Here is a 26,075-nt window from a genome sequence, read left to right on the forward strand (position 1 = left end):
CAGCCGCGCTACAGCCAGCCCTTCTGCCGGGCCATCCGGTAGGCCTCGATGCGATTGCCGACGCCGAGCTTGCCGATCGCCTCGGACAGGTAGTTGCGCACGGTGCCGTGCGAAAGATTGAGCTGCGCGGCAATGTCGCTTGCCGAGCGGCCCTCGCCGGCCAGCCGCAGCACCTGGCGCTCGCGGTCGTTGAGCGGATCGGCGTCGCTCCAGGCGTCGAGCGCCAGCTGCGGATCGATCGCCCGGCCGCCGCGATGCACCTTGCGCAGCGCTTCGGCGAGGTTTTCGGCCGGCGCGTCCTTGAGCAGGTAGCCAGACACGCCGGCGTCCAGCGCGCGGCGCAGGAAGCCGGCCCGCGCGAAGGTGGTGACGATGACCACCTTCGTCGCCAGTCCGTGGCGCTGCACGCGCTGGGCGAGCTCCAGTCCGCTCAGGCCGGGCATCTCGATGTCGGTGACCAGCACGTCGGGCTGCAGGCGCTGCAGCTCGCGCCACGCCGCTTCGCCGTCGGCGGCGGCGCCGAGCACCTCGATGTCGGATTCCAGGCCCAGCAGCGCCGACAGCGCGCCGCGCACCATCGCCTGGTCCTCGGCGAGCAGGATGCGGATCATGCGGCACGACTCGCGTTTGGCGGCATCAGCGGCGGCGGCGCGGTCACGGCGCGGCTTCGCCCGCCACGGCCGCGAACTCCGCAAGGCGCGCGCCGCAGGTTGCTGCTGCAGGATCGGGCGCGGCGGCCGTCGCGTTTGGCGCCGCCAACGGCAATCGAAGATGCAGCCGCGTGCCCTGCCCGCGCGGCGATTCGATGGACAGCGTTCCGCCCAGCCGCGCGACGCGTTCGCGCATCCCGCCCAGGCCGTTGCCGTCACGATCGACGCCGCCCACGCCGTCGTCGGCCACCAGCACCTGCAGGTGTTGTCCGTCGCGGGTGAAACCGATCCGCGCCGCCCCCGCGCGCGCGTGCCGGGTGATGTTGGTGGCCGCCTCGCGCAGCACCAGCGCCAACCCGCGCTCGGTGTCTTCCGCCAGGCCCGGCGGGGGCAGGTCGTAGTCCAGGTGCACGCCCGAGGACTCGAGCATCAGCCGCGCCGATGCCAGCTCCGCGGCAAGATCCGTGGCGCGGATGCCGGTGACCGCGCTGCGCACTTCGGCCAGCGCGTGGCGGGCGACGGCCTCGGCGTCCTCCAGCTCGCGCCTTGCCGCGGCCGGGTCGCGGTCGAACAGCTTGCGCGACAGCTCGAGCTTCAGCGTGATCAGCGACAGCGTGTGTCCGAGCAGGTCGTGCAGGTCGCGGCCGATGCGCTCGCGCTCGGCGGTTGCGGCGAGCCGGCGGACTTCGTCGTGCGAGAGCCGGATCTCCGCATCCTTCTCCTTGGTGGCCCGCTCGACGTTGACCACCAGCCCGATCACCAGCGTCATGATCGGCGTCCACGCGATGCTCTGCCACGGATAGCCGATCCACAGCGCCGCGCCGAGGAAGGCGGCATTGGCCAGCAGAAGCTGCCCGAGGTAGACGAACACCGACTGCGGGAAGTGCATCCGCAGCATCACGCAGCCGAAAATGAAATAGCTGATGCCCGACGGATACCAGGGCAGCAGCACCAGGCACAGCGCGATCAGCCCGTACGCCGGCCGCGACGCGATGCGCCTTGGCAGCAGCAGGCACAGTGCGTAGAGCAGGATGAACAGCGGGTACGACACCAGCGTCAGCAGCGCCCAGCGCAGCGAGTAGCCACCGGGTACGAACGTCGGCGTGATGAACACCCACACCGACCACACCAGGTGCACTGCCTCCACCCACGGCGACTTGCCGATGCGCAGGTCGATCGCCACCGCGGAATCCGGAGCCGGCCTCAGCCATTTTGGAAGCGATGGAAGCATCATCTGGCGTCGTCAGGGGCAAACGGCCCGGCCATCGGCACTGTACCGCCTGTCGAGCACACGGCAACCCCGGCCTCAGCCGGTCCGCTGCAGGCGCCGCCGCGCCAGCGCGAAGAACAGCGCGGTCACCGCGACCAGGACGGCGACGTGCACCGCCATCGAGCCGCCGCCATCCATCTTCACCACGCGCAGCGCCAGCTGCGACAAGTGGTACGGCGGCCACGCCGGCGCCATCGCCGCGAACACCGGCGGCAGCATCTTCAGCGGCAGCCACAGCCCCGACAGGAAGGCCATCGGCAGGTACAGCAGGTTGAGCACCGCAGGTGCGCCCTGGCCACCGACGAGCGTCCCGACGAACAGGCCCATCGCGCAGAACGGCGCCACCCCGGCCACGTTGATCGCCAGCAGCGACAGCCATTGCCAAGGTGCCAGCGACACGCCGCCGAGCGCGCCGGCCAGCACCGCCAGCAGCGCACTGATCAACATCGAGAACAGCATCGCCATCGCCATCTTCGCGAACAGATAGGCGCCCGGCGGCATCGGCAGCGCGCGCTTGTAGGCGAGGAAGCCGCGTTCGCGCTCCATCGCCACCACCACGCCGAAGCCGAACATGCCGGCGCCCATGATCCCGAACACGCCGTAGGTGGCGAGCAGGTAGCGCGCGGCCATGCCGCCGTCGGCACGGTTCAGCACCAGCCCGAACAGGGTGTAGAACAGCGCCGGGAACAACAGCACCGGCAGCGCGAACGAGGGCGTGCGCAGCATGCGCACGAATTCGTGCCTGGCCTCCAGCAGGTAGATGCGCAGCGACGAAGGCGGGGCCGGGCTGGCAACGTTGGCAATCGTGTTCATCAGGCGGCCTCGCGTTCATCGGCGGATGCGACATCGGCGTCGTCGCGGGTGATCTCGAGGAACGCTTCGGCCAGGCCGGCGCGCTGCACCTCGAGTTCGGACAGTGCGCCGTCCTCGGCCAGCAGGCGCCGCACGACGTCCTCCGCGGCATCGGTGACGATCTCGAGCCGCGCGGCGTCGCGATGCGCGCTGCGCACCTGCGGCCAGGCCGCGATGCCGGCCGCGTCCAGCGCCGACAGGCAGCGGATGCGCCGCTGCGCGACGTGCCGGCGCACCTCGTCCATGCTGCCTGCGGCCACCACGCGGCCGCGCGCCAGCACCACCACGCGATCGGCCAGCGCCTCGGCTTCTTCCAGGTAGTGCGTGGTGAGCAGCACCGCGCAGCCCTGCGCGGACAGCTGGCCGATCGCGCGCCACAGCGCCTGCCGCGCCTCGATGTCCATGCCGGTGGTGGGCTCGTCGAGGAACAGCAGGCGCGGGTTGCCGCACAGCGCCAGCGCGAACTGCACGCGCCGCTGCTGGCCGCCGGACAGCTTGCCGTACTGGCGCCCGAGCAGGCCGTCGAGGCCGGCCAGCGCAACGCAGTCGTCGATGCTGCGCGGCTGCGGGTAGTAGCTGCGGGTGAGTTCGAGCAGCTCGCGCACCTTGCTGTTGTCGGCGATCCCCGCCGACTGCAGCATCACGCCGATGTTGCGGCGCGCGGCAAGCTGCTGCGGCGACTGCCCGAAGAGCAGCACCTGCCCGGCATCGGCCTGCACCAGCCCGAGCAGCAGCGCGATCGCGGTGCTCTTGCCCGCGCCGTTGGCGCCGAGCAGCGCCAGCACCTGGCCGGGCGCGATGGACAGGTCCACGCCGTCAAGCGCGACCACCTTGCCGTACTGCTTGCGCACGCCGCGCAGGCTTGCGAGTTCGAGCACCTTGCCTTCCATCCACGTCTCCGGGGTTGCGTGATGGCAGCGACGATAGGCGTGCGGTCCGGCGCGCGGCAGTCGCGACGGTCACGCCGATCGCATGACAGCCGTCAGGTGACTCGGCGCCGCCGCAGGCATAGGCTGTGCCCGTTGCTGTCGTAGGTTGCTGTCGTAGGTTGCCGTCGCAGGTCGCGGTCGCACGTCGCAATCGTGGCCCGGCCGGGCGATGAGGAAACATCGATTACGTTTTGCCGGATTGTCCCGCCGCCACATCCAATGCAACGACATCCATGCCGTGACAAGCGCCACGCCGTCGCGAACCATGGATGAGTGACTTCCGGCCATTTGGCCCGCGCCACCGCTAACGTCACACTCCAGGCCTTCCTCCGTCCCTGTCCACGATGAACACGAACGCAGAACTGCTGAAGGAACTCCGCATCGACCGCAAGGCCGCGCCGCCGCCGTCGCGACGCGGGCCGTGGATCGCGCTCGGCATCGTGGTGGCGCTGCTGCTCGCTGCCGGCGCGGCGTGGACGATCTTCGGCCGCGACCGCGGCATCGAGGTACGCACCGCGACCGTGCAGGCGATCGGCAGCGGCAGCGGCTCGGCCTCGGTGCTCGACGCCACCGGCTACGTGGTGGCGCGGCGCATGGCCACGGTGTCGGCCAAGATCACCGGCAAGGTGCGCGAGGTCATGATCGAGGAAGGCCAGCGCGTCGAGGAAGGCGAGGTGATGGCCACGCTCGACCCGGTCGACGCCGACGCCGACCGCACGCTCGCCGCTTCGCAGCTCGCCGCCGCGCGCAGCCAGATCGGTGGCGTGCAGGCGCAGCTGCATGAAGCCGAACTCGACGCCAGCCGCCTGGGCAAGCTGGTCGGCCGGCAGCTGGTGTCGAAGTCGCAGTACGACCAGGCCGTGGCCCAGCGCGATGCCCTGCGCGCGCAGCTGGCCACCGCGCAGCGCAACGCCAAGGTCGCGTCCGACCGCCTGGCCATTGCCGACAACGGCGTCGACAACACCATCGTGCGTGCGCCGTTCGCCGGCGTGGTCACGGCCAAGGCCGCGCAGCCGGGCGAAATCGTCTCGCCGCTGTCGGCCGGCGGCGGCTTCACCCGCACCGGCATCGGCACCATCGTCGACATGGATTCGCTGGAGGTCGAGGTCGATGTCGGCGAGGCCTTCATCGGCCGCGTGCAGCCGAAGATGCCGGTGGAAGCGACCCTCAACGCCTATCCGGACTGGAAGATCCCGGCCGAGGTCATCGCGATCATCCCGGCGGCCGATCGCGGCAAGGCCACGGTCAAGGTGCGCATCGCGCTCAAGCAGAAGGACCCGCGGATCGTGCCGGACATGGGCGTGCGCGTGAGTTTCCTCGAAGCCGCAAAGCCGGAATCGGCGAACCAGCCGCAGGGCGTGCGCGTGCCTGCAGCGGCGATCGTCGAGCGCGACGGGCGCGACGTGGCGTTCGCGCTGGATGACGCAGGCAGCCGCGTCGAGCAGCGCGTGCTGAAGACGGGCATGGCCATGGGCGACGACCGCCAGGTGCTGTCGGGCTTGGTGGCCGGCGATGCGGTGGTGCTGGATCCACCGGACGAACTGGAAGACGGCGCGAAGATCCGCATGCCGAAGGAAACCGAGTAGGTCGGGGCGACGCCCCGGCATCGCGGAAGCCACAAACAAGCCGTCGGGGACGTCGCCCCGACCCACGGAACCGTTACCGGGCGCCGCCCGGTCCACAGCGAGGCACGCACCATGTCGACACTGGTCACCACCCGCGGACTCACCAAGACCTACCAGCGCGGACCCGAGAAGATCGAGGTGCTGCACGGCATCGACCTCGACATCCCCAAGGGCGACTTCGTCGCGCTGATGGGGCCGTCGGGCTCGGGCAAGACGACGCTGCTCAACCTGATCGGCGGGCTCGACACGCCGACCTCGGGCGAGATCGAAATCGAGGGCGAGCGCATCGACCGCATGGGCGCGGGGCAGCTGTCGAACTGGCGCAGCCGCCACGTCGGCTTCGTGTTCCAGTTCTACAACCTGATGCCGATGCTGACCGCGCAGAAGAACGTCGAGCTGCCGCTGCTGCTGACCAGCCTCGGTGGCGCGCAGCGCAAGCGCAACGCCGAGATCGCGCTGCAGCTGGTGGGCCTGGCCGACCGCGGCAAGCACAAGCCCAACGAGCTGTCCGGCGGCCAGCAGCAACGCGTGGCGATCGCGCGCGCGATCGTCTCCGACCCCACCTTCCTGATCTGCGACGAGCCCACCGGCGACCTCGACCGCCATTCGGCCGAGGAGATCCTGCAGCTGCTGCAGGTGCTCAACCGCGACCACGGCAAGACCATCATCATGGTCACCCACGACCCGAAGGCCGCCGAGTACGCGACCCACACGGTGCACCTGGACAAGGGCGAACTGGTCGACGCGCCGGCGATGGCGCACTGACTTTCCACTTCTCCCCCTGCGAAGGCAGGGGGAGGCTGGGAGGGGTTGCCGCAGGCGCTGCTGATCTCTCCGGAGAAATCCGCCGGCACCGGCGCACCCCCTCCCCAACCCTCCCCTGCCTCCGCAGGGAGGGAGCCTAGGAGACCGACATGAAATATCTCTCGCTGATCTGGGCCCAGCTGTTCCGCAGCAAGACCCGCACCGCGCTGACGCTGCTGTCGGTGGTGGCGGCATTCCTGCTGTTCGGGATGCTCGATTCGGTGCGCGTGGCGTTCAACTCCGGCGGCAGCGTCGAGGGCGCCAACCGCCTGGTGGTCGCCTCGCGGCTGTCGATCACCCAGTCGCTGCCCGTCAACCTGCTGCCGCAGATCCAGTCGATCCCGGGCGTGCGCAAGGTGACCTATGCGATGTGGTTCGGCGGCATCTACCAGGACCCGAAGAACTTCTTCCCCAACTTCTCGGTCGCGCCGAACTTCTTCGACGTGTACAGCGAGTACGAGGTGCCGCCCGAGCAGCTCAAGGCCTTCCAGGACACCCGCACCGGCGCCGCCGTCGGCGAGGCGCTGGCGAAGAAGTTCGGCTGGAAACTTGGCGACACGATTCCGCTGCAGGCGACGATCTTCCCGCGCGGCGGCAGCAACGACTGGCCGCTGCAACTCAAGGCGATCTTCCGCGCCAAGGACCGCAACAACGTCGGCGCCGAAAACCAGCTGATGATGAACTGGAAGTATTTCGACGAGTCCAACGACTACATCAAGAGCCAGGTGAGCTGGTACACGGTGCAGCTGGCCGACGCCAGCCAGGCCTCGCGGGTGGCACGCGCGATCGACGCGCTCTCGGCCAACTCCGACCACGAGACCAAGAGCCAGAGCGAGTCGGCGTTCCAGCAGGCGTTCGCCAAGCAGTTCGCCGACATCGGCCTGATCGTCACCTCGATCATGGGCGCGGTGTTCTTCACCCTGCTGCTGCTCACCGGCAACACCATGGCCCAGGCGGTGCGCGAACGGGTGCCGGAGCTGGCCGTGCTCAAGACGCTCGGCTTCGGCGACGGCACCGTGCTGGTGCTGGTGATGGTGGAGTCGATGCTGCTGGTGACGCTGGGCGGTCTGGTCGGGCTGGGGCTGGCCGCGGTGATCATGCCCGGCGTGGCCGCGGCCAGCGGCGGCATGATCGCGCTGCCGAAAGTACCGACCCAGACATGGCTGGTCGGCCTGGGGCTGATGCTGGCGATCGGCGTGGTGGTGGGCCTGCTGCCCGCGCTGCGCGCCAAGCGCCTGAAGATCGTCGACGCGTTGGCGGGGCGCTGAGCATGGCATGCAACCCGCAGCGCGGCGCGACCGCGCTACACAGGACCGTCGCACGGCGCGCGCCGGGCGGCCAAACGAACACGAGGTGGCACCCATGAACAAGCAATGGCTGTGGAACGCGCTCTCGATCCTGGCGCTGCTCGTCGGCCTGGCGATCTGGATCAAGTTGCCGTGGTACGGCGTGCTCGCGGTCGCGGTGCTGCTCGCACTGTGGCTGCTGCTCACCCGCAGCGGCCGGCTTGCGCTCGCGGCCGCACGCATCGGCATCGCCAGCCTGCCGCAGCGCTGGGGCGCATCGTCGGTGATCGTGGTCGGCATCGCCGGCGTGGTCGGGGTGCTGGTGGCGATGCTGGCGATGGGCGAAGGCTTCCAGGCCACCCTCAACAGCACCGGTGACGAGGTGTCCACGATCGTGCTGCGCGGCGGCTCGCAGGCCGAGACCAATTCGGTGGTCACCCGCGACCAGGTGCCGCTGGTCAGCGCGCTGCCTGGCATCGCCAAGGGTGCCGACGGGCGGCCGCTGGTTTCCCCGGAGCTGTCGCAGGTGGTGAACCTGCCGTCGAAGTCGGACGGCACCGACGTCAACGCGCAGTTCCGCGGCGTCGGCGAGCAGGCGTGGACGGTGCACGACAAGATCCGGATCACCGAAGGCCGCAAGTTCAAGCCCGGCCTGCGCGAGATCGTGGTCGGCCAGGGCGCGCGCGGCCAGTTCCGCGGCCTGGACGTGGGCAAGACGCTGCGCCTGGGCAACCAGGACTGGACCGTGGTCGGCGCCTTCGTCTCCGGCGATGCGCACGATTCGGAGCTGTGGACCGACGCCGAGACGCTGGGATCGACCTACAACCGCAGCGCCTACCAGTCGATCAGCGTGCGCAACGACGGCAAGGCCGGCGTGGCCGCGTTCAAGGCCGCGATGGCCGCCGATCCGCGGCTGAAGCTGGACGTGGAAACCACCCACGACTACTACGCAAAGCAGGGCGGCGGACTGAACAAGCTGATCACCATCCTGGGTACCGTGATCGGCGCGATCATGGCGATCGGCGCCGTATTCGGTGCGCTCAACACCATGTACGCCGCCGTCGCCGGGCGTGCGCGCGAGATCGCGACAATGCGCGCGATCGGCTTCCGCGGCCTGCCGGTGGTGCTGGCGGTGATGCTGGAAACGATGCTGCTGGCGCTGGTCGGCGGCGTGCTCGGCGGGCTGGTGGCGTGGGCGATCTTCAATGGTTACAGCGTCAGCACTTTGGGCAACAACTTCAGCCAGGTGGTGTTCCAGTTCAAGGTCTCCCCGGAGCTGCTGTGGACGGGCCTGAAGTGGGCGCTTGGGATTGGCCTGGTCGGCGGCCTGTTCCCGGCATTGCGCGCGGCGCGGCTGCCGGTGACCACGGCGTTGCGCGACGCGTGATGGTGTCGCGGCACGACGCCCGCGCCGTTTGCCTGGCCCTTGCCGCCTGCCTCGCAGGCGGCTGCACGTCGCTGGGCGAGCGCATCGCGCAACCGCACAGCATCAAGCTGATCGATGCCGACGTCCTTGCGCAAATGGAATCGACGGCCGGTGTCGAGCCCGGACGCTTCCGCACACCCGACGGTGTCACCCTCGCCTACAACATGGTCGCGCCCGCGGCGCGCGGCATGACGTACACGGTTTCACGTGACAGCGGCAGCATGAAGACGGCGTTCCGCTTCGGTGAGGCAGCGGGCGCAGTTCCGGCTGCGGGCACCATCGTTTTCCTGCATGGCTGGGGACTGGATGCCTCCAGCATGCTGCCATGGGCACTGGCGCTGTCGGAGCTCGGCTACCGGGGCATCGCCGTCGACCTGCGCAACCATGGCAGTTCGTCCCGCGCACCGGCCGGATTCGGCACTCGCGAGGCGCGCGATATCGCGGCCCTCGTCGAACACCTGCAGTCGGATGGTCGTCTGCCTCCGCCGGTCTACCTTTTCGGGGTGTCGTACGGTGCAGCTACCGCGCTGTTCGCCGAACCCCTTCTGCGGGATCGGATTTCCGGCGTCGTGGCCATGGAAAGTTACGCAAATGCCAACGATGGCATACGCAGTTTCATTGCAGGAGCACAGGCCGATCGCGACGAAGGCGTGCACGCATCGTGGATGCGCGCGTATGCGCGCTGGCGTTACGACTCCCTGGCCGTCGAGCGTGGCCTGCGCGACGCCGGCCATCGGCTGGGACTCGACATGGACGCCGTTGACGTCCGCGCGGTGCTCGCCACGACCACGACCTGCACACTGCTGCTGCACGGCGCTGATGACCGCTACGTTCCGGCCGCCGCAGCGCATTCGTTGGCCGATGCGTCGCCGCTCGTGCACTATCGCGAACTCCCGGACGAGAACCACCTCAGCCTGCCACTGCGCATCGACTGGCTCGCGAGGCCTGTTGCTGCTTGGCTCGCGCAGGCAGCGAGAGGCAAATGCGAGCCGCTGCGGCTTCCGCCTGATCCGCTTGTCGACGGTGGCCCGTCGCGATTCGCCGCCAACGATGGAGCCACTCCTGTCGCGGATGCCCAAGCCAGGCCCGACATCCATTCCAGCGCCGTTGCGGCGCCGTCCCGTTCCACGGAAGCCGCCACGGATGCAAGCGCCGTCCCCCGCTGACATGAGCCACGCGCAACTCGATGCCTTGCTGCACGACTTGCAGAAGCGCGCGTTCGATGCCTATGAGGACGCCGCGCTGCGCGCCGAGGCCAATCCGGCCCAAGCCGAAGTGGCCTACGCGCAGGCGGAAATCGAAGCCGCGCCGCTGATCGCGCGGGCCAGGGCGCTCAACGAGGAGCGCGTGCGAAGGTTGCGGAAGCGCGCGCGGGCGTGGCGGAATGCGGCCATTGCGGTTGCCATCGCGGGCATCGTGGCGATCGCATGGTGGTCGCTGGCCCGGGGCGTCCAGATGTCGTAGGAGCGCACTGCGACGTGACCAGCCTGCCCGCGACATCGGTCGCGCCACAGTGCGCTCTGCGAGTTCCTCAGGCCGGCAGTGGCCGCCGCGCGCGGCGCAAGCCGTCACCGGCGTATACCGCCAGCGCGATCCAGATCAGCACGAAGCCGATCGCGCGTTCGGAACCGAAATCCTCGCCCAGCAGCAGCACGCCGCACAGCAGCTGCAGGGTGGGCGCGATGTACTGCAACAGGCCGACCAGCGAGAAGGGGATCCGCCGCACTGCGTCGGCAAAGCCGATCAGCGGCAGCGCGGTCAGTGCGCCACCGAGCACCAGCAGCGCGGCGATGCCCCACCCCCATGCGCTCGCGTCGCCATGGGCAATGAAGCCACCCGAACCATGGAACTCGCCCCACAGCAGCACCGCCAGCGCAGGCAGGAACAGGTACAGGCTCTCGACGCCAAGTCCGCGCACCGGCGGCACGCCGACAAGCTTGCGGATCAATCCGTAGGCGCCGAACGATGCGGCCAGCGTCAGCGCGATCCATGGGAAGCTGCCGTAGTGCAGCGTCAGCCACAGCACGCCGCCGGTCGCGATCGCCACCGACACCCATTGCGTGCGGTTCAGGCGTTCGTGCAGCACCACCACGCCCAGCACCACGTTGAGCAACGGGTTGATGAAATAGCCAAGGCTCGTCTCGACCACGTGCCCGGCGTTGACAGCCCAGATGTACAGCCCCCAGTTGAATGCGATCAAGGCGCCGCTGAGCGCGAGCATCCACGCCGCGCGCGGCATCGCGAGGGTCTCGCGAAGCCAGCCGCGGCCGTACTTCCAGAACAGCCAGCCGGCAACCAGCACCGTGCTCCAGACGATGCGGTGCATGATGATCTGCAGCGACGGCACTGCCTTGAGCAGGTGCCAGTACAGCGGCATCACGCCCCACAGCACGAACGATCCGATCGCGACCCAGAGGCCGCGGCGATCGAGCGTTGCCCGCGTCATGCGGACGCCTCCGCGATCTTCGGCGCGCGCGCCTTCGACAGCGTGATCGCGACCACGCCCAGCAGGATCACCGCCATCGCGCCGATGTCATGCGCGCTGAAGCGCTCGGCGGCCAGCCACGCGCCCAGCACCACCGCGATCACCGGGTTGACGTAGGCGTAGCTGCCGGCAAGCGTGGCGCGCACGTTGTGCAGCAGCCAGATGTAGGCGGAGAACGCGATGATCGAACCGAAGCCGGCGAGGTAGGCGACTGCGAACGAGCCCTTGGCCGACGGTGCCACGTCGAAGCCCTCGCCCAGCGCGAACCCGGCCACCAGCATCACCGCTCCACCGCACAGCATCTGCGCCGCCGCGCCCATGAACGGCGACGGCAGGTCGCGGCCCTTGCTCCAGACCGAGCCGAACGCCCACGCGATCGGCGCGACCAGCAGCGCCACCAGCCCGGTCGGCGACGCGCCCAGCGAGCTGCCTGCGTTGAGCCACAGCACGCCGATGAAACCGATGCCCAGGCCCAGCCATTCGAGCCGGTTGGAGCGCTGCCCGCGCAGCGTCGCGAACAGGCCGATCCACAGCGGCACCGACGCCACGGCCACCGCGGCCAGGCCCGAGGACACCGACTGCTCGGCGATGCACACCAGCCCATTGCCCATGCCGAGCAGCAACACGCCCATGAAGGCGCTGTTGCGCCATTGCACCGGTGTCGGCATCGACACGCCGCGCAGGCGCAGCACCGCGAACAGGATGCCGCCGGCGGCGAGGAAACGCGTGCCCGCCATCAGCAGCGGCGGCCAGCCGCCTTCAAGCGCAAAGCGGATGCCGAGATAGGTCGAACCCCAGATCACGTACACCACTGCCAGCGCCATGGCGACGGCGAATGCGGAAACGGGCGGCGGCACGAGCGGCGGCGAGGCACTCATGGAAGGGATCCGGATCGGGGGCGTGGGGTGCGGGGTCGCGGCCCCGAGCGGGCGATTCTACGCCTGCCGCGCGACCGCTCCGCGCAACGCTGTCTCCCGCAGGTGGTCCAATCGGCGCCGTGCCGGAATCTCGTCGGCGATGCTTCAGCGACAAGCTATCGGGACCGGCATCACACGCCCCGATACCCGTAGGAGCGGCCCATGGCCGCGATCTCTTCTTTCCGCATCGGGCGCCGGAAAAGCTCGCGGCCATGGGCCGCTCCTGCGAGGGCGCGGGGTGTCCCGGCGCGCGGGAAGGGCGTGGGGTGTCCCGGCCCGCGAACAGGAACGGGCGCCGAAGCGCCCGTTCCATGTTCCAGCTGCATCCGCTACGCGACGTTGCGGTTGCACAAGCGGCGCGTGATCAGTCCGCCCAGTGCCCCTGCACCTTGGCCTCGGGCAGCACCTGCGCCGACAGCACCTCGTCGTCGCCGAGCAACTGCACTGCGTCGGCGAGGATCGCGGCGGACTCGCGCAGCAGCGGATCGGGCGCATCCTCGGCCGCCTTCTCGCGCGCGGCGTCCTTTGCGACGTTGCGCTCGTTGGCTTGCAGGCCGTCGTCCGCGGCATCGGCCGCCAGCGGGTCCAGCGGCAGGCCCAGCGCCACGCGCTGCTCCTGGCGCGCCTTGCGCTTGGCATCCTGGCGGTCGCGGTCGGCGCGGCGCTCGGCTTCGTTGAGCGAGACGTACTTCTTCGCCTGCTCGGCGCGGAACTCCTTGACGTCTTCCTCGAACCACTGGAATTCCTTGTCCTGCGCGATCCGCGCAACGTGCCGCGCCTGCAGCTTCGGCAGCAGCGGCGCGAAGTTGCCGTACTGCGTATGCGGCACCGCTGCGATCCGCGTCCAAGGCAGCGCGTTGTCGTAGGTGCTCTCGCCGAACTGCGAAGCGTCGACCATCACCGGGAACGAGATGTCCGGCACCACGCCCTTGTTCTGCGTGCTGCTGCCGTCGGGCAGGAAGAACTGGGCGACGGTCAGCTTGACCTGGCCGTAGCGCTTGCCTTCGTTGCCCGGCCAGCGATCGAGGTCGACCAGGTTCTGCACCGTGCCCTTGCCGAACGTGGTCTCGCCGATCACCAATCCGCGGCCGTAGTCCTGGATCGCACCGGCGAAGATCTCCGACGCCGACGCCGAACCACGGTTGGTCAGCACCGCCAGCGGGCCGTCCCAGGCGACGCCGGCATCGCGATCGCCCTGGACGTTGACGCGGCCGCCGGATTCACGCACCTGCACCACCGGACCCTTGTCGATGAACAGGCCGGTGAGTTCGATCGCCTCGTTGAGCGAACCGCCGCCGTTGTTGCGCAGGTCCATCACCACGCCGTCGAGTCCCTTCGCCTTGAACTGCTTGAGCAGCCGCGCCACGTCACGGGTAGCGGAGGCGTAGTCGTCGCTGTTCTTCCGGCGTCCTTCGAAATCCTGGTAGAACGCGGGCAGCTTGACCACGCCGATGCGGCGTTCGGGCGCGCCGGCTGCGGCCGGCAGCTTGATGATCTCGGACTTGGCGGCCTGCTCCTCGAGCCTGATCCTCGCGCGGGTCAGCAGGATGCGGTTGGGCTTGGCATCCATGCCCATCGCGGCGGGGATCACGTCCAGGCGCACCTGGGTGCCCTTGGGGCCCTTGATCTTCTCGACCACGTCGTCGATGCGCCAGCCGATCACGTCTTCCATCGGGCCGCTCGCGCCCTGGCCGACACCGACGATGCGGTCGCCGGGGGTGAACTTGCCGCTGGTGACCGCCGGGCCGCCGGCGATCAGTTCGCGGATCACCACCACGTCGTCCTGCTTCTGCAGCTGCGCGCCGATGCCTTCGAGCGACAACGACATGCTCTGGTTGAAGCGGTCGGCGCTGCGCGGATCGAAGTAATCGGTGTGCGGATCGATCGACGCGGTGTAGGCGTTGAGGAAGCTGCCGAACGCGTCGGTACCGTCGAGCTGCTGCAGCGTCTTGTCGAGGTTGGCGTAGCGCTTGTCGAGCGTCTTGCGGATGTCGTCGGGCTTCTTGCCGGCCAGCTTCAGGCGCAGCCAGTCGTTGCGCACCGACTGCTTCCACAACTGCTCGACCTCGGCATCGCTGGCCGCCCAGGGCGCATCCTTGCGGTCGTAGTACCAGCGGTCGTCGCCGCTGAAGTCGAAGATGTCCTGCTTGAGCAGGCTGCGCGCGTAGTCCATGCGCTGCCCGACGCGCTGCTTGAACAGCGAGAAGATCGCGAACGCGGGGTCGAGCTCGCCGGCCTTGACCGCGCGGCCCATCGTCGACTTGTACGGCGCGAACTTCGCCACGTCCTGCGCGGTGAAGAACATCTTGCCGGCGTCGAGCGACTCGAGGTAGCGCTTGAAGATGTCCGCCGACAGGGTGCTGTCGAGCGGTCGCGGCCGGTAGGCGTAGCGGCTGTCGGACAGCAGTCCGTAGACCATCTTCGAGGTGGTGGCCTGGTCGACGCTGGCGGTGGACGGGATGGCGCTGCCGTCGGCGCGCGCCATCAAGGCCAGCGGTACCGACAGGGCCAGGGCGATCACGGAAACGGACAGGGTGCGGGACAGGTTCATGCGTTCACTCGGGCCGCGCCACGGCCGCTGTTCGGAATGGAGGGAGTCTGGCGTCCTCGATGGACGGCACGACAGTGCTGAAAGTTGCACGATCGCGCGAAATCACTCTAACCGCGCCGCGAGCCGCGGATGTGAACAGAACGTCAGGCGGGAAGCGCCCCGCAGGAAGCCCGGGCGGCGCTCAGGCGGCGGCGACGCCGGCCTCGGCGGCCTGGCGATCGGCGTGGTACGAGGAGCGCACCAGCGGGCCGGAGGCGACATGGGTGAACCCCAGCTCCATGCCGAAGACTTCCAGCGCCTTGAATTCCTCCGGCGTCCAGTAGCGCAGCACCGGGTGGTGGTGGGCGCTGGGCTGCAGGTACTGGCCGATGGTGACCATCTCCACGTCGTGCGCGCGCAGGTCGCGCAGGGTCGCCTGCACCTGCTCCATGGTTTCGCCCAGGCCGAGCATGATCCCGGACTTGGTGGGGACGTGCGGATGCTGCTGCTTGAACTTCTGCAGCAGGGTGAGCGACCACTGGTAGTCGGCGCCGGGGCGGACGTTGCGGTACAGGTCCGGCACGGTCTCGACGTTGTGGTTGAACACGTCCGGCGGATTGGCCGCGAGGATCTCCAGCGCCCGCTCCATCCGGCCCTTGCCGCGGAAGTCGGGGGTGAGGATCTCGATCTTCGTGCCCGGGCTGAACTCGCGGATCGCCGCGATGCAGTCAACGAAGTGCGCCGCGCCGCCGTCGCGCAGGTCGTCGCGGTCGACGCTGGTGACCACCACGTACTTCAGGCCCATGTCCTTGACCGTCTGCGCCAGGTGCAGCGGCTCGGCGGCATCCGGCGGCTTGGGACGGCCGTGGGCGACGTCGCAGAAGCTGCAGCGGCGGGTGCAGACTTCGCCGAGGATCATGAAGGTGGCGGTGCCGTGGCCGAAGCATTCGTGGATGTTCGGGCAGCTGGCCTCCTCGCAAACGGTGACCAGGCGGTTCGCGCGCAGCTTGGCCTTCAGTTGCTGGACCGCGTTGCCGGTCGGGATGCGCACGCGGATCCACGAGGGCTTGCGCAGCACCGGCGCATCGGCGAACTGCACCGGCGAGCGCGCGATCTTGTCGCCGGCGACCTGCTTCGCCCCCGCCTCCAGCGCCGGCGCCGGGTTGGCCACGACCTGCAGGGGGATCGAACGCGACGGGGAATCGGGCATGGCGACGGCTCAGGCGGCTTGCGTGGAAGAAGTAGGCGCGGCGACGGGGCGCGGGTCCGCGAGGTCCGGCGGCGGGGCCGCCTGCAACGCAAGGCCGAACTGCGCCGCCATCGCGTCGAGCAGCACCGGCTTCATCGCATCCGGGCTCGACGGGCCGCCCAAGTCTAGCACCGAGGTCACCCGCAGCCCGGCGTAGCCGCAGGGATTGATGCGGCCGAACGGCTCCAGGTCCATCGCCGCGTTGAAGGCCAGGCCGTGGAAGGTGCAGCCGCGGCGCACGCGGATGCCGAGCGCGGCGACCTTGGCGCCGTTGACGTAGACGCCCGGTGCGCCCTCGCGACGCGCGGCATGGATGTTCCATTCGGCCAGGGTGTCGATCACCGCCTGCTCGATCCGGCACACGTACTCGCGCACGCCGATCTTCAGGCGCCTGAGGTCGAGCAGCGGGTAGACCACGATCTGGCCCGGGCCGTGGTAGGTCACCTGGCCGCCGCGGTCGACGTGCAGCACCGGGATGTCGCCGGGCATCAGCACGTGCTCCGGCTTGCCGGCCTGGCCGAGGGTGAAGACGGGGTCGTGTTCGACCACCCAGATCTCGTCGCTGGAATCGTCGTCGCGCAGGTCGGTGAAGCGCTGCATCGCGCGCCAGACCGGCTCGTAGGGCTGGCGGCCGAGGTCGCGCAGCAGGCAGGACCTGGGGACCAGGGACTGGAGACTGGCATGTTTTTCCGACGCCCCCAGCCCCAAGTCCCCAGCCCCCGCGGTCACAGCGTCCACTTCACTTCCGGGTGCGCGCGCAGGGCTTCGTGCGCGGCCTCGTACTGGGCGCGGTCGTCGGCGCGGAAGTTCAGCTTCACCGAAACGAACTTGCCGCCGCTCGATTCGCGCCACGAGATCGTCTCGTGCAGCACGTCGATGCCGCTGGCGGCCAGCAGCTTCGGGATTTCGGTTTCCAGTCCGGCCGTGGCCGGCCCCATCGCGGTGATCTCGAAGGTGCCGGGGAACTGGAAGCCGTGTTCGGGGTTGTCGGACTTGATTTCCATCGCCCGATTATGGGTCCGCCCGGCGCCCAACCCAAGCCACATGCGGCGGTCGTTGCACCAAGTGGCTGTTCCCGGCCGGTTTTTGCGTGTCATGAAGACCAACGGCCCCACGAAGGCCTGACCGACAACCATTTGGGAGAGGTACCTATGGACATCCGCAAGGGACTGGCCTGGAGCGTGGCATGCGCCCTGGCCGCGATGGGCACCAGCACGGCGCACGCCGCCACCGCGCAGCAGGAGCGCGCGCAGAAGACCGCCGAGATCCCGGTGTGCAGCAAGTCGCTGGGCACGCTGGCCGTGATCGAGCCGCAGGGCACCAACTGGTGGACCGGCCAGCGCCTGGCCTCGCCCGCGGCGCTGATCAAGGTGTTCGTCAGCCGCTCCCGGTGCTTCACGCTCGTCGATCGCGGCACCGGCCTGAAGGCGATGCAGGCCGAACGCGGGCTTGCCGCGGATGGCGAGCTGCGCGGCGGTTCCAACATCGGCAAGGGCCAGATCAAGGCGGCCGATTACGTGATGGTCCCGGACGTGGTGTCGCAGAACGACGACGCCTCGGGCAACAAGATCGGCGGCCTGCTCGGCGGCCTGATCGGCGATCGCACGGCGGCGGCGGTGGTCGGCGGGATCAACATCAAGCGCAAGACCGCCGACGTGGTGCTGACCGTGACCGACGCCCGCTCCTCGGAGCAGGTGGCGATGTCCGAAGGCCACGCCTCCAAGACCGACCTGGGCTGGAGCGCCGGCGCCGGCGTGTTCCGCGGCGCGGCGCTGGGCGGCGGCGCCACCGGCTATGCCAACACCGAAATCGGCCAGGTGCTCACGCTCGCCTACCTGCAGGCCTACACCGACCTGGTCGGGCAGCTCGGCGGATTGCCGTCGAACGCGTCGGCCGCCAACGCGCAGCAGGCGGTGACGGTGAGCAAGCCGGCGCGACTGCTGAAACAGGCCGACGGCAAGGGCGGTGCGGTGCGCGACCTCGACGTCGGGATGATGCTGTACCCCACCGGCAACAAGGACGGGCTGATGTGGGAGGTCGACGACGAACTGGGCAACCGCGGCTGGGTGAACTCGACCCTGTTCGGACTGTCGCGCTGATCGGCGCACGCGCGCCCTTCCCGGGCCAGAGGTCGGCCCCTGCCGACCGCTGGCTTTCAGCCCACCTACCTGGCTGCCCTGCAGGCAGGATCCTGCGCGCCACGTGCAGCGCACAATGTGCCTTGCAGGAGCAGCCTCGGCCGGCGAGCCTTTGATTCCCTCGTGTCGGCCGAAAGCGCTCGCGGCTGAAGCCGCTCCTGCAAGCGCCAGGGTTCCGGCATCCGCCGGACAGGAGCAGGCGATGGGCGAAGCAACGCTGTGGTGGGGCGTCCTGTTCAGCGCAATCGGACTGGGCTACCTGGCCTACGCCCGGCGCCAGCGCGCGCCGGTACCGCTGGTGTCCGGGATCGCGCTGATCGCGTTTCCGTACTTCGTGTCGAACGCGTGGGCCATGGTGCTGGTGGGCGCCGTGCTGGTGGCGTTGCCGTGGGTGGTGCGGATCTGAGGGTCGCCGGACACCCGCATGGCCGCGAGGTTTCCTCGCGGCGCAATCGGCCCATGAAGCTCGCGGCCATGGGTCGCTCCTACGCGGGGCGCGCCAACGCAAAGGGCCTGCTCGGGCAGGCCCTTTTTCATTCGCGATGATGGAACGCGGCGCTCAGGCCGACTCCCACCACATCCAGAACGCGTCCCACAGGCGGCCGAAGAAACCGGCTTCCTCGACGTCGTCGAGCGCGACCAGCGGCGCGGAGGCGATCGTCTTTCCGTCCAGCGTCACCTTCACCGTGCCGATCTTCTGGCCCTTCTCGATCGGCGCGACCAGGGTCTTGGGCACGTCCATTGTCGGCTTGAGCTGCGCGTACTTGCCGCGCGGCGTGCTGACCAGCAGCGGCTGGACGACGCCGAGGCGGATCTCGTCGGCCTTGCCCTTCCACACCTTCTGCGTGGCCACCGGCTTGCCGGCATCGTAGAGCTTGTGCGACTCGTAGAAGCGGAAGCCCCAGTTGAGCAGCGCCTGCGCGTCCACCGCGCGCTGGTTCTCGCTGGTGTCGCCCATCACCACCGCGACCAGGCGCTGGTCGCCGCGCTTGGCCGAGGCCATCAGGCAGTAGCCGGCCGCGGACGTGTGGCCGGTCTTGATGCCGTCGACGGTCGAATCACGCCACAGCAGCAGGTTGCGGTTGCGCTGGGTGATCGGGCCGACGGTGAATTCCTTGATCTTGTTGTAGCCGTACGCCTCGGGGAAATCGCGGGCCAGCGCGCGGCCGAGCAGGGCCAGGTCGTGCGCGCTCGAATAGTGGTTCTCGGCGGTCAGGCCGGTGGCGTTAGCGAAATGGGTGTTCTTCAGGCCGAGCTTCTTGGCGTAGGCGTTCATCAGCTGCGCGAACGCGGCCTCGCTGCCGGCGGCGTGCTCGGCCAGCGCGATCGCCGCGTCGTTGCCCGACTGCACCACCATGCCCTTTTCCATGTCGACCAGCTTCGCGGTCTTGTTGACCTCGAAGCCGCTGTAGCTGCCGTCGGTGCCCGCACCGCCGGTGCGCCACGCGTTCTCGCTCATCAGCACCTGGTCATCGCGACCGATCTTGCCAGCCTTCATCTCGGCCGCCAGCACGTACGACGTCATCACCTTGGTGATGCTGGCCGGCTCCACCCGCAGGTCGACGTTGTCGCCGGCCAGCACCTGGCCGTTGGCGGCATCGAGCAGCACCCACGACTTGGACTGCTTGGGCGCGGGCGCCGCCGGAACCGGCAGGCTGTCGCTGAGCGACGCGGCCGGCGCGGCGGGCTGCGGCGCGGGCGCCTGGGCCGCGGCGAAGCCGACTGCGGAGGTGAACAGGGCGGCGAGCAAGGCGCGGCGCGCGGTCTGGGTGACATTCATCGACAACGTGACTCCGGGAGAATCGCCTGGTGAAAGCACGCCTGGTGAAAGCGCGCCCGGTGCAAGCGAGATGGAAAGAAGACGGGTGGAATGGAAGGGATCTCTAGTCGCGCACGAGCTGTGGCCGGCCGAACCCCAGACCGGCGACGCGGGCCGACAGTTCGTGGATTTTCGCGCGGTCAACCGGGCCCACGCGCAGGCGCCAGACCTGCTTGCCGGCCGACAGGCCGTCGAGCAGGCGCGCGCCCGGCACGCCGGCACCGCGCAGCATCGCCAGCGCGCGTTCGGCGTTGGCGCGCGCGCCGAAGGCGGCCACCTGCAGGGTCACGTCGCTGCCGCTGACAGCCGGCTGTGGCGACACCGCGGCGTCGGCGCCGCGGGCGGCGGCAACCGTTTCCGGTGCGGGCGCCGGCACGCGCGCCATCGACCTGTCCGGCGTGCGGGCGCCCGGCGCGGCCGCGCCGTAGGGGTCGGGCTTGCCGGCCTTGCCGGTGGCCACGCGCGCGCGGCGCGCCTTCATCCAGGCATCGAATTCGTCGGCCGTCATCGCCTTGCCGTCCTGGCGCATGTCGAAGCGCCAGTCGAGGTCGCCCGACGGCGCCGGTGCGGCGGCGGCCGTGGCGCCTGTCGCGCGGGTCGACGGCGGCGGCGCGGCGGCGGCCACCGCTGCTGCCGGCACGCGTTCGTCGGCCACGCGCTCGCTCGCATTGGCCGCGCCGATCGGCAGCACGCCCTCGATCAGCTTGTCCATCGCGCTGGCCGGCTGCGGCTTGCCGGTGGCGATGCGCACGCCTGGCGGCAGCTGCAGCGCGCCGTTGCCGGCGGTGGTCGCCACCGGCGCCGCGGGCCTGTCACGCGCGGCGACCGCGTCGTAGTCGTGGCGCGCGTTCTCGCCGGGGCTCAGGCCGACGACCTCGACCCGCCCGGTGCCGGCGGCGCGGATGCCGATCTTGACCGCGGCGGCGTAGCTCAGGTCGATGATGCGACCATCGTGGAACGGGCCGCGGTCGTTGACCCGCACCACCACCGACTTGCCGTTGTCGAGGTTGGTGACCCGCGCGAAGCTCGGCAGCGGCAGCGTCTTGTGCGCCGCGGTGAAGGCGTACATGTCGTACACCTCGAGATTGGACGTGCGGCGGCCGTGGAACTTGTTGCCGTAGTACGAGGCCAGGCCCCTCTCGTCGTAGCCCTCGGCGCTGTCGCGCACCTTGTAGCTCTTGCCCAGCACCTTGTAGGGCGAGCGGTTGCCGTAGCGCGAGCGCGGCTCGTCGACGACGTCGGGCTCGGGGATCGCGTCCACGTCCGGCAGGTCGTCGGGCACGCTGTCCTTGATGTGCGGCGCGTACAGGCCGCCGGCGGTGTAGTGGCCGCGCTTGGACATGTCCTCCTGCGCCGGTGCGTACGGCGAACGCTTGCCGGACGACGACAGTTCGCCACGCTGCACGGCCTCGCCATCGGGCAGCGCGGACGCCTCGGACGCCGATTTCTTCGGCCCGCTGGCGCAGCCGGCCAGTGCCAGCGTTGCGATCACCGCCAGCGCGGGCAGGAGTCGCAGCGGGGCGTTCGAGCGCGGCATCACGGCGCGCCGTTGCCGCCGATCGCCTGCGCCAGCTGGTGCACGGCGAGCGCGTACATCGGCGAGCGGTTGTAACGGGTGATGACGTAGAAGTTGCGGTAGCCGAGCCAGTATTCCCTGCCGGCCTCGCCGTCGAGCGAGAGCAGCGTGGCGCCATCGGCGGTCGGCTCGCCGGCCATCGGGCGATAACCCTTCTGCGCCAGCAGCGGCAGCGGGTAGACCGGATCGAGGTCGGCGGGCGCGAAGTCTGCGGCACCCGCGTCGCGCGCCGCGCGCGCCACCACCGGGCCGCCGCGCTGCCAGCCGTGGACGACGAAGTAGTTGGCGATGGAGGCGAACACGTCCGGCTTGTGGTCGAGCAGATCGCGGCGGCCATCGCCGTCGCCGTCCTTCGCCCAGTTGCGGTAGCTCGACGGCATGAACTGGCCCATGCCCATCGCGCCGGCGTAGCTGCCCTTGAGCGCGAGCACGTCGAGCTGCGGTTCTTCCTTCGCCAGCGCGAACAGCTGCGCCAGTTCGCCGGCGAAGAACGGCGCGCGCTTGGGATGCCAGAACGCCAGCGTGTACAGCGCGTCGAGCACGCGGTAGTTGCCGGTGATCTTCCCGTAACTGGTTTCGACGCCGATGATCGCCACGATGTATTCGGCCGGCACGCCGGTCGAAGCGGTGATGCGATCGAGCGCGGCGCGGTTGTCGGCGTAGAACGCCTTGCCGCCGGCGATGCGCGCGTCGTTCATGAAGATCGGGCGGTAGTCACGCCATGGCCGCACCTTCTCGGCCGGGCGAGAGATCGCGTCGATGATGCTCTGCTTGTATTCGGCCTGGGCGAGGGTGGCGCGGATGACCTTCGGGTCGACGCCGTAGGCCTGCGCGGTGTAGTCGACGAAGGCATCGATGCGCTGCGCCAGCGGGATCGCCGGGTCGGTCACCGACGGCGGCGCGACCGGGCGCTCGGGCGGCTGCGGAATCTTCGGCAGCAGCGTCTCGGCGGACGTGGCCGGCGGCGCGGGAACGGCGGGCGACGGCGGCGGGTTCGCGGCGGCCGGCGGGGGCGGCGTCGCCCCGGTTGCGCAGGCGGCCAGGGCGAGTGCGAGCGGAACCAGGATGACGTACAGGCGCATGGGCAAGGAGCGTCGGATCATCATCGCGAGGTTAACATGCAGCCAACATCAGGTCGGCGCCGCGACGCGGCATTCCGTGCAAGGCGTTCAGCAACCGGGGGTGCGCAAGCCGGACCAAAGCCGCGGCAGCCGAGCGATTCCGGAATCCCTGCCGTTCGTCCGCGGGGCGACTTGCGGGATGTGGCCCGAGTGCCTGACATGCCCCGTCCGGCCGGGCCGCCGCCATCGCCGCGCACTCAGCCGTGGATCGGGCGATGGTTGCGCACCGACATCACCACGCCCAGCCCGGCCAGCAGCGAGACCGCCGCGGTGCCGCCGTAGCTCAGCAGCGGCATCGGCACGCCGACCACCGGCAGCAGGCCGGAGATCATGCCGCCGTTGACGATCACGTAGACGAAGAACGCCAGCCCGAGGCTGCCGGCCAGCAGTCGCGCGTAACCGTCGCGCGCTTCGGCCGCGATCCACAGGCAGCGCCCGACCACGAACAGGTACAGCGCCAGCACGGTGGCCACGCCGATCCAGCCGAATTCCTCGGACAGGACCGCGAAAATGAAGTCGGTGGTGTGTTCGGGCAGGTAGTTCAGGTGCGACTGCGAGCCCTGCATCCAGCCCTGCCCGGTCATCCCGCCCGAGCCGATCGCGATCTTCGACTGGATGATGTTCCAGCCCGCGCCGAGCGGGTCGGACTCCGGATCGAGGAAAGTCAGGATGCGGTCCTTCTGGTACGGCTTGAGCAGCCAGAACCACGCCGCCGGCGCGGCGCCCGCGACGCCGCCGAAGGCGATCGCGAACCACCACCACGGCAGGCCCGCCAGGAACAGCACGAAGCAGCCGCTGATCGCCACCAGCATCGCGGTGCCGAAGTCCGGCTGCAGCAGCACCAGCGCGGTCGGCACGGCGATGATCACCGCGGTGGCCAGCACCGCGCCGATGCGCGGCGGCAGCAGCTGGCGGTCGAGGTACCACGCCGCCATCATCGGCAGGCTCAGCTTGAGCAGCTCCGAGGGCTGGAAGTAGAACAGCTGCAGGTCGATCCAGTGCTTGCCGTGCCTGCCGGTGCCGATCGCCAGGACCAGCAGCAGCGGCACCAGCGTGGCGCCGTAGACCAGCGGCGTGACTTCACGCAGCCGCAGCGGGGTCATCCGCGACAGCCCCCACATCGCCGCCAGCCCCACGGCATAGCGCGCGCCCTGCGCGACCACCAGGTTCATGCCGTTCTGGCCCCCGGCGCTGTACAGCACCGCCAGCGCGATCGCCATCAGCGCGAACAGGGCGGCGCACAGCGACCAGTCCAGGGTGCGCACGAACCGCTGCAGGAGATCCAGCAGCCATTGCAGGATCACGTTCACCGCGCAGCTCCCGGACCGCCGCGGAACAGTTCGACCGTGGCCGCGTCGAGATCGGGAATGGCCGCGCGGGCCGCGCTCGCCGGCGTCGGCGACGCCTGTGCCACCACCGCGCGGGCGCCGATCGCGGTCACCGGGATCGCATCGGGATCGGCCTCCGGATACTTGCCCAGCAGCCAGCCGTCGAACAGCTTGCGCGCGATCGGCGCGGCGGTGGAGCCGCCGTAGCCGCCGTGTTCGACCATCACCGCCACCGCGATCCGCGGATCCTCGGTCGGCGCATAGCCGATGAACCACGCCTGGTGGCGCAGGTGCAGCGGCAGTGAATGCGGGTTGGTGCTGATGTTGCCCTTGCGGCTGACCCGCTGCGCGGTGCCGGTCTTGCCGGCCATGCGGTAGCTGGCACCGACCGCCATCGCCCGCCCGGTGCCGCCCGGATCGTAGATCGTGCCTTCCATCCCGCCCTGCACCGCGCGGATGTAGCCGATGTTGTCGGACAGGCGCCTGGGTGCTGGCTGCGGCACCGGCGTCCACGGGCTGCGGAACCCGTCGCGCCGGTCGCGGGCCAGGTGCGGGCGGCGCAGGACCCCATCGGCGGCCAGCGCCGCGGTGCCGCGCGCGAGCTGCAGGGTGGTGGCGATCCAGTAGCCCTGGCCGATGCCGGCGATCACCGTTTCCCCCGGATACCAGGGTTCGCGGCTGTTCTTTGCCTTCCATTCCGGTGACGGCACCACGCCGCCGTTCTCGCCGGCCAGGTCGATCCCGGTCGGTTCGCCGAAGCCGTAGCGGTGCATGTACGTCGACAGGCGCGCGATGCCCATGTCGTAGGCGAGCTTGTAGTAGTAGTAGTTCACCGACGCGGCGATCGACTTGTGCAGGTCGACCCAGCCGCTGCCGCCGTGGGCGTCGCGATAGCCGCGCTTCTGCCCGGGGATGTGGAACTCGCCGGTGGTGAACACCCGGTCGCCGGGCCGGCGCAGACCGCTTTCCAGCCCCGCCAGCGCCATGAACGGCTTGACCGTCGACCCCGGCGGACCGCCGCCGAGCACGTTGCGGTTGAACAGCGGCCGCGACGGGTTGTCCATCAGCGCGCGGTAGTCGGCGCTGGAGATGCCGTTGACGAACAGGTTGGGGTCGTAGCTGGGCAGGCTGGCCATTGCCAGGATCTCGCCGGTCTTCGGGTCGATCGCCACCGCCGAGCCGTCGTGGTCGCCGAAGGCCTCGACCATGGTCCGCTGCAGGTCCACGTCCACCGCCAGCCGCAGGTCGGCGCCGGCGGTCGCCGGGATCCGGCCGACGCGGCCGAGCGCACGGCCCTCGACGTTGGTCTTCACTTCCTCGTAGCCGACCTTGCCGCGCAGCGCCTCGTCGTAATAGCGCTCGATGCCGGCGCGGCCGGTGTGGGTGAACAGCGCCTGCCCGGGACCGTATTCCTCGATGTCCTTCTCGTCGGTGCGCCCGACGTAGCCGACGATGTGCGCCATCAGCGCGCCGTACGGATAGCGGCGGGTCAGGTAGGGCTCGACGCTCACTCCGGGAAAACGCCACTGGTCCACCGCGAAGCGCGCCATCTCCTCCTCGCTCAGGCGCAGCTTCAGGGTCACCGCGCGGAAGCTGCGGTTGGCCTTGCGCTCGCGCTCGAAGCGCGCGACGTCCTCGGCCGTGAGCGTGATGATCTTCGACAGGCCTGCGACCAGTGCCTTCGGATCGCCTGCGTCCTCGGGCACTACGTCGAGGCGGAACGCCGGCACGTTGTCGGCCAGGATCCGGCCCTTGCGGTCGTAGATGATCCCGCGCGCCGGCACCACCGGCTGCGGCTTGATCCGGTTGGCCTCCGAGCGCCGGGCGTAGTCGGCGTGGTCGAGCACCTGCAGCTTGAAGTACCAGCCGGCCAGTCCGCCCAGCGCCAGCACCACGATGGCGAAGCCCAGCAGCGCACGGACGCGGAACTGCGCGGTTTCGCGCACGTGGTTCTTCAGCCGGCGGCGTCCCTGGCGCATCAGGACCTGTGGATGCCGTGAAAGCGACCCGCGCCGGGTCCGCCGGCGTGCGCTGCAAGGAAGAGCAAGTGAGCGTCTGTCGATGCGCGAC

23 protein-coding genes are annotated in these 26,075 nt (G+C 69.8%); 8 read left to right on the forward strand and 15 right to left on the reverse strand.

The features are described from left to right. Nucleotides 1-8: 8 nt before the first annotated feature. From H570_RS0112415 to H570_RS0112430, 4 genes are all read right to left on the reverse strand, one after another. Nucleotides 9-611 carry a response regulator transcription factor gene (locus H570_RS0112415; protein WP_027081018.1) on the reverse strand — a complete coding sequence of 201 codons (603 nt, stop codon included), beginning with the start codon at nt 609-611 and terminating at the stop codon, nt 9-11. Nucleotides 612-654: 43 nt separating this feature from the next. Then, the gene (locus H570_RS17505; protein WP_051176418.1) at nt 655-1,881 is read right to left on the reverse strand and encodes a sensor histidine kinase; all 1,227 of its coding nucleotides are present in this window, start codon (nt 1,879-1,881) and stop codon (nt 655-657) included. A gap of 75 nt (nt 1,882-1,956) precedes the next feature. Then, nucleotides 1,957-2,733 carry an ABC transporter permease gene (locus tag H570_RS0112425; protein ID WP_027081019.1) on the reverse strand — a complete coding sequence of 259 codons (777 nt, stop codon included), beginning with the start codon at nt 2,731-2,733 and terminating at the stop codon, nt 1,957-1,959. After that, a complete protein-coding gene (locus H570_RS0112430; protein WP_027081020.1) occupies nt 2,733-3,662 on the reverse strand; it encodes an ABC transporter ATP-binding protein in 930 nt (309 codons plus the stop codon). Before H570_RS0112430 ends, H570_RS0112425 begins: the two co-directional genes overlap by 1 nt. A 383-nt stretch (nt 3,663-4,045) precedes the next feature. Between H570_RS0112430 and H570_RS0112435 the strand changes: the two genes are divergently transcribed. The 6 genes from H570_RS0112435 (at nt 4,046) to H570_RS0112460 (ending at nt 10,306) form a co-directional block, all read left to right on the forward strand. Then, nucleotides 4,046-5,287: an efflux RND transporter periplasmic adaptor subunit gene (locus H570_RS0112435; RefSeq protein ID WP_027081021.1), complete on the forward strand. Its 1,242-nt coding sequence runs from the start codon at nt 4,046-4,048 to the stop codon at nt 5,285-5,287. Nucleotides 5,288-5,398: 111 nt separating this feature from the next. After that, entirely contained in the window at nt 5,399-6,091 is a 693-nt protein-coding gene (locus H570_RS0112440; protein WP_027081022.1) for an ABC transporter ATP-binding protein, read from the forward strand. A gap of 149 nt (nt 6,092-6,240) precedes the next feature. Then, nucleotides 6,241-7,398, forward strand: coding sequence for an ABC transporter permease (locus H570_RS0112445; protein WP_027081023.1), 1,158 nt, complete (start codon nt 6,241-6,243; stop codon nt 7,396-7,398). Between the two features lie 94 nt (nt 7,399-7,492). Beyond that, entirely contained in the window at nt 7,493-8,803 is a 1,311-nt protein-coding gene (locus tag H570_RS0112450) for an ABC transporter permease (RefSeq protein WP_027081024.1), read from the forward strand. Then, a complete protein-coding gene (locus H570_RS17510) occupies nt 8,803-10,008 on the forward strand; it encodes an alpha/beta fold hydrolase (protein WP_051176368.1) in 1,206 nt (401 codons plus the stop codon). The genes H570_RS0112450 and H570_RS17510 overlap by 1 nt, the downstream gene beginning before the upstream one ends. A gap of 1 nt (nt 10,009) precedes the next feature. Next, nucleotides 10,010-10,306 carry a hypothetical protein gene (locus H570_RS0112460; protein WP_027081025.1) on the forward strand — a complete coding sequence of 99 codons (297 nt, stop codon included), beginning with the start codon at nt 10,010-10,012 and terminating at the stop codon, nt 10,304-10,306. A gap of 67 nt (nt 10,307-10,373) precedes the next feature. On the opposite strand, the gene rarD is transcribed toward H570_RS0112460, so the two are convergent. From rarD to H570_RS0112490, 6 genes are all read right to left on the reverse strand, one after another. Beyond that, entirely contained in the window at nt 10,374-11,288 is a 915-nt protein-coding gene (gene rarD / locus H570_RS0112465; RefSeq protein WP_027081026.1) for an EamA family transporter RarD, read from the reverse strand. After that, on the reverse strand, nt 11,285-12,205 hold the full coding sequence (yedA, locus tag H570_RS0112470) for a drug/metabolite exporter YedA (protein ID WP_027081027.1): 921 nt from the start codon (nt 12,203-12,205) through the stop codon (nt 11,285-11,287). The genes rarD and yedA overlap by 4 nt, the downstream gene beginning before the upstream one ends. Before the next feature lie 403 nt (nt 12,206-12,608). Next, a complete protein-coding gene (locus H570_RS0112475; protein ID WP_036136070.1) occupies nt 12,609-14,795 on the reverse strand; it encodes a carboxy terminal-processing peptidase in 2,187 nt (728 codons plus the stop codon). A 181-nt stretch (nt 14,796-14,976) separates the two neighbouring features. After that, the gene (gene lipA / locus H570_RS0112480; RefSeq protein WP_027081029.1) at nt 14,977-15,984 is read right to left on the reverse strand and encodes a lipoyl synthase; all 1,008 of its coding nucleotides are present in this window, start codon (nt 15,982-15,984) and stop codon (nt 14,977-14,979) included. A 9-nt stretch (nt 15,985-15,993) separates the two neighbouring features. After that, on the reverse strand, nt 15,994-16,725 hold the full coding sequence (gene lipB / locus H570_RS17515; protein ID WP_051176419.1) for a lipoyl(octanoyl) transferase LipB: 732 nt from the start codon (nt 16,723-16,725) through the stop codon (nt 15,994-15,996). A gap of 23 nt (nt 16,726-16,748) precedes the next feature. Continuing rightward, nucleotides 16,749-17,027, reverse strand: coding sequence for a DUF493 family protein (locus H570_RS0112490; protein ID WP_027081030.1), 279 nt, complete (start codon nt 17,025-17,027; stop codon nt 16,749-16,751). 147 nt (nt 17,028-17,174) lie between these two features. Between H570_RS0112490 and H570_RS0112495 the strand changes: the two genes are divergently transcribed. Together H570_RS0112495 and H570_RS0112500 are read left to right on the forward strand one after the other, a co-directional pair. Beyond that, nucleotides 17,175-18,122 (forward strand): CsgG/HfaB family protein, encoded by a 948-nt coding sequence (locus tag H570_RS0112495; protein WP_036136071.1) that lies wholly within the window; start codon nt 17,175-17,177, stop codon nt 18,120-18,122. A gap of 241 nt (nt 18,123-18,363) precedes the next feature. Beyond that, nucleotides 18,364-18,567, forward strand: a complete 204-nt coding sequence (locus tag H570_RS0112500) for a hypothetical protein (RefSeq protein WP_027081032.1) — start codon at nt 18,364-18,366, stop codon at nt 18,565-18,567. Between the two features lie 153 nt (nt 18,568-18,720). Here the strand turns inward: H570_RS0112500 and H570_RS0112505 are convergent, their stop codons facing one another. The 5 genes from H570_RS0112505 to mrdA all read right to left on the reverse strand — a co-directional run bounded on the left by H570_RS0112505 (nt 18,721) and on the right by mrdA (nt 25,984). Continuing rightward, nucleotides 18,721-19,941 (reverse strand): D-alanyl-D-alanine carboxypeptidase family protein, encoded by a 1,221-nt coding sequence (locus H570_RS0112505; protein ID WP_051176369.1) that lies wholly within the window; start codon nt 19,939-19,941, stop codon nt 18,721-18,723. Between the two features lie 103 nt (nt 19,942-20,044). Further along, entirely contained in the window at nt 20,045-21,517 is a 1,473-nt protein-coding gene (locus H570_RS0112510; RefSeq protein ID WP_027081034.1) for a septal ring lytic transglycosylase RlpA family protein, read from the reverse strand. Beyond that, nucleotides 21,517-22,638 (reverse strand): lytic murein transglycosylase B, encoded by a 1,122-nt coding sequence (mltB, locus tag H570_RS0112515; protein WP_245559597.1) that lies wholly within the window; start codon nt 22,636-22,638, stop codon nt 21,517-21,519. Before mltB ends, H570_RS0112510 begins: the two co-directional genes overlap by 1 nt. Nucleotides 22,639-22,874: 236 nt before the next feature. Next, entirely contained in the window at nt 22,875-23,987 is a 1,113-nt protein-coding gene (gene rodA / locus H570_RS0112520) for a rod shape-determining protein RodA (protein WP_027081036.1), read from the reverse strand. Next, nucleotides 23,984-25,984 carry a penicillin-binding protein 2 gene (mrdA, locus tag H570_RS17520; RefSeq protein WP_051176370.1) on the reverse strand — a complete coding sequence of 667 codons (2,001 nt, stop codon included), beginning with the start codon at nt 25,982-25,984 and terminating at the stop codon, nt 23,984-23,986. Before mrdA ends, rodA begins: the two co-directional genes overlap by 4 nt. Nucleotides 25,985-26,075: the final 91 nt, after the last annotated feature.

Origin of the sequence: Luteimonas mephitis DSM 12574 (genome assembly GCF_000422305.1) — a bacterium.
GTDB classification, from domain to species: Bacteria; Pseudomonadota; Gammaproteobacteria; order Xanthomonadales; family Xanthomonadaceae; genus Luteimonas; species Luteimonas mephitis.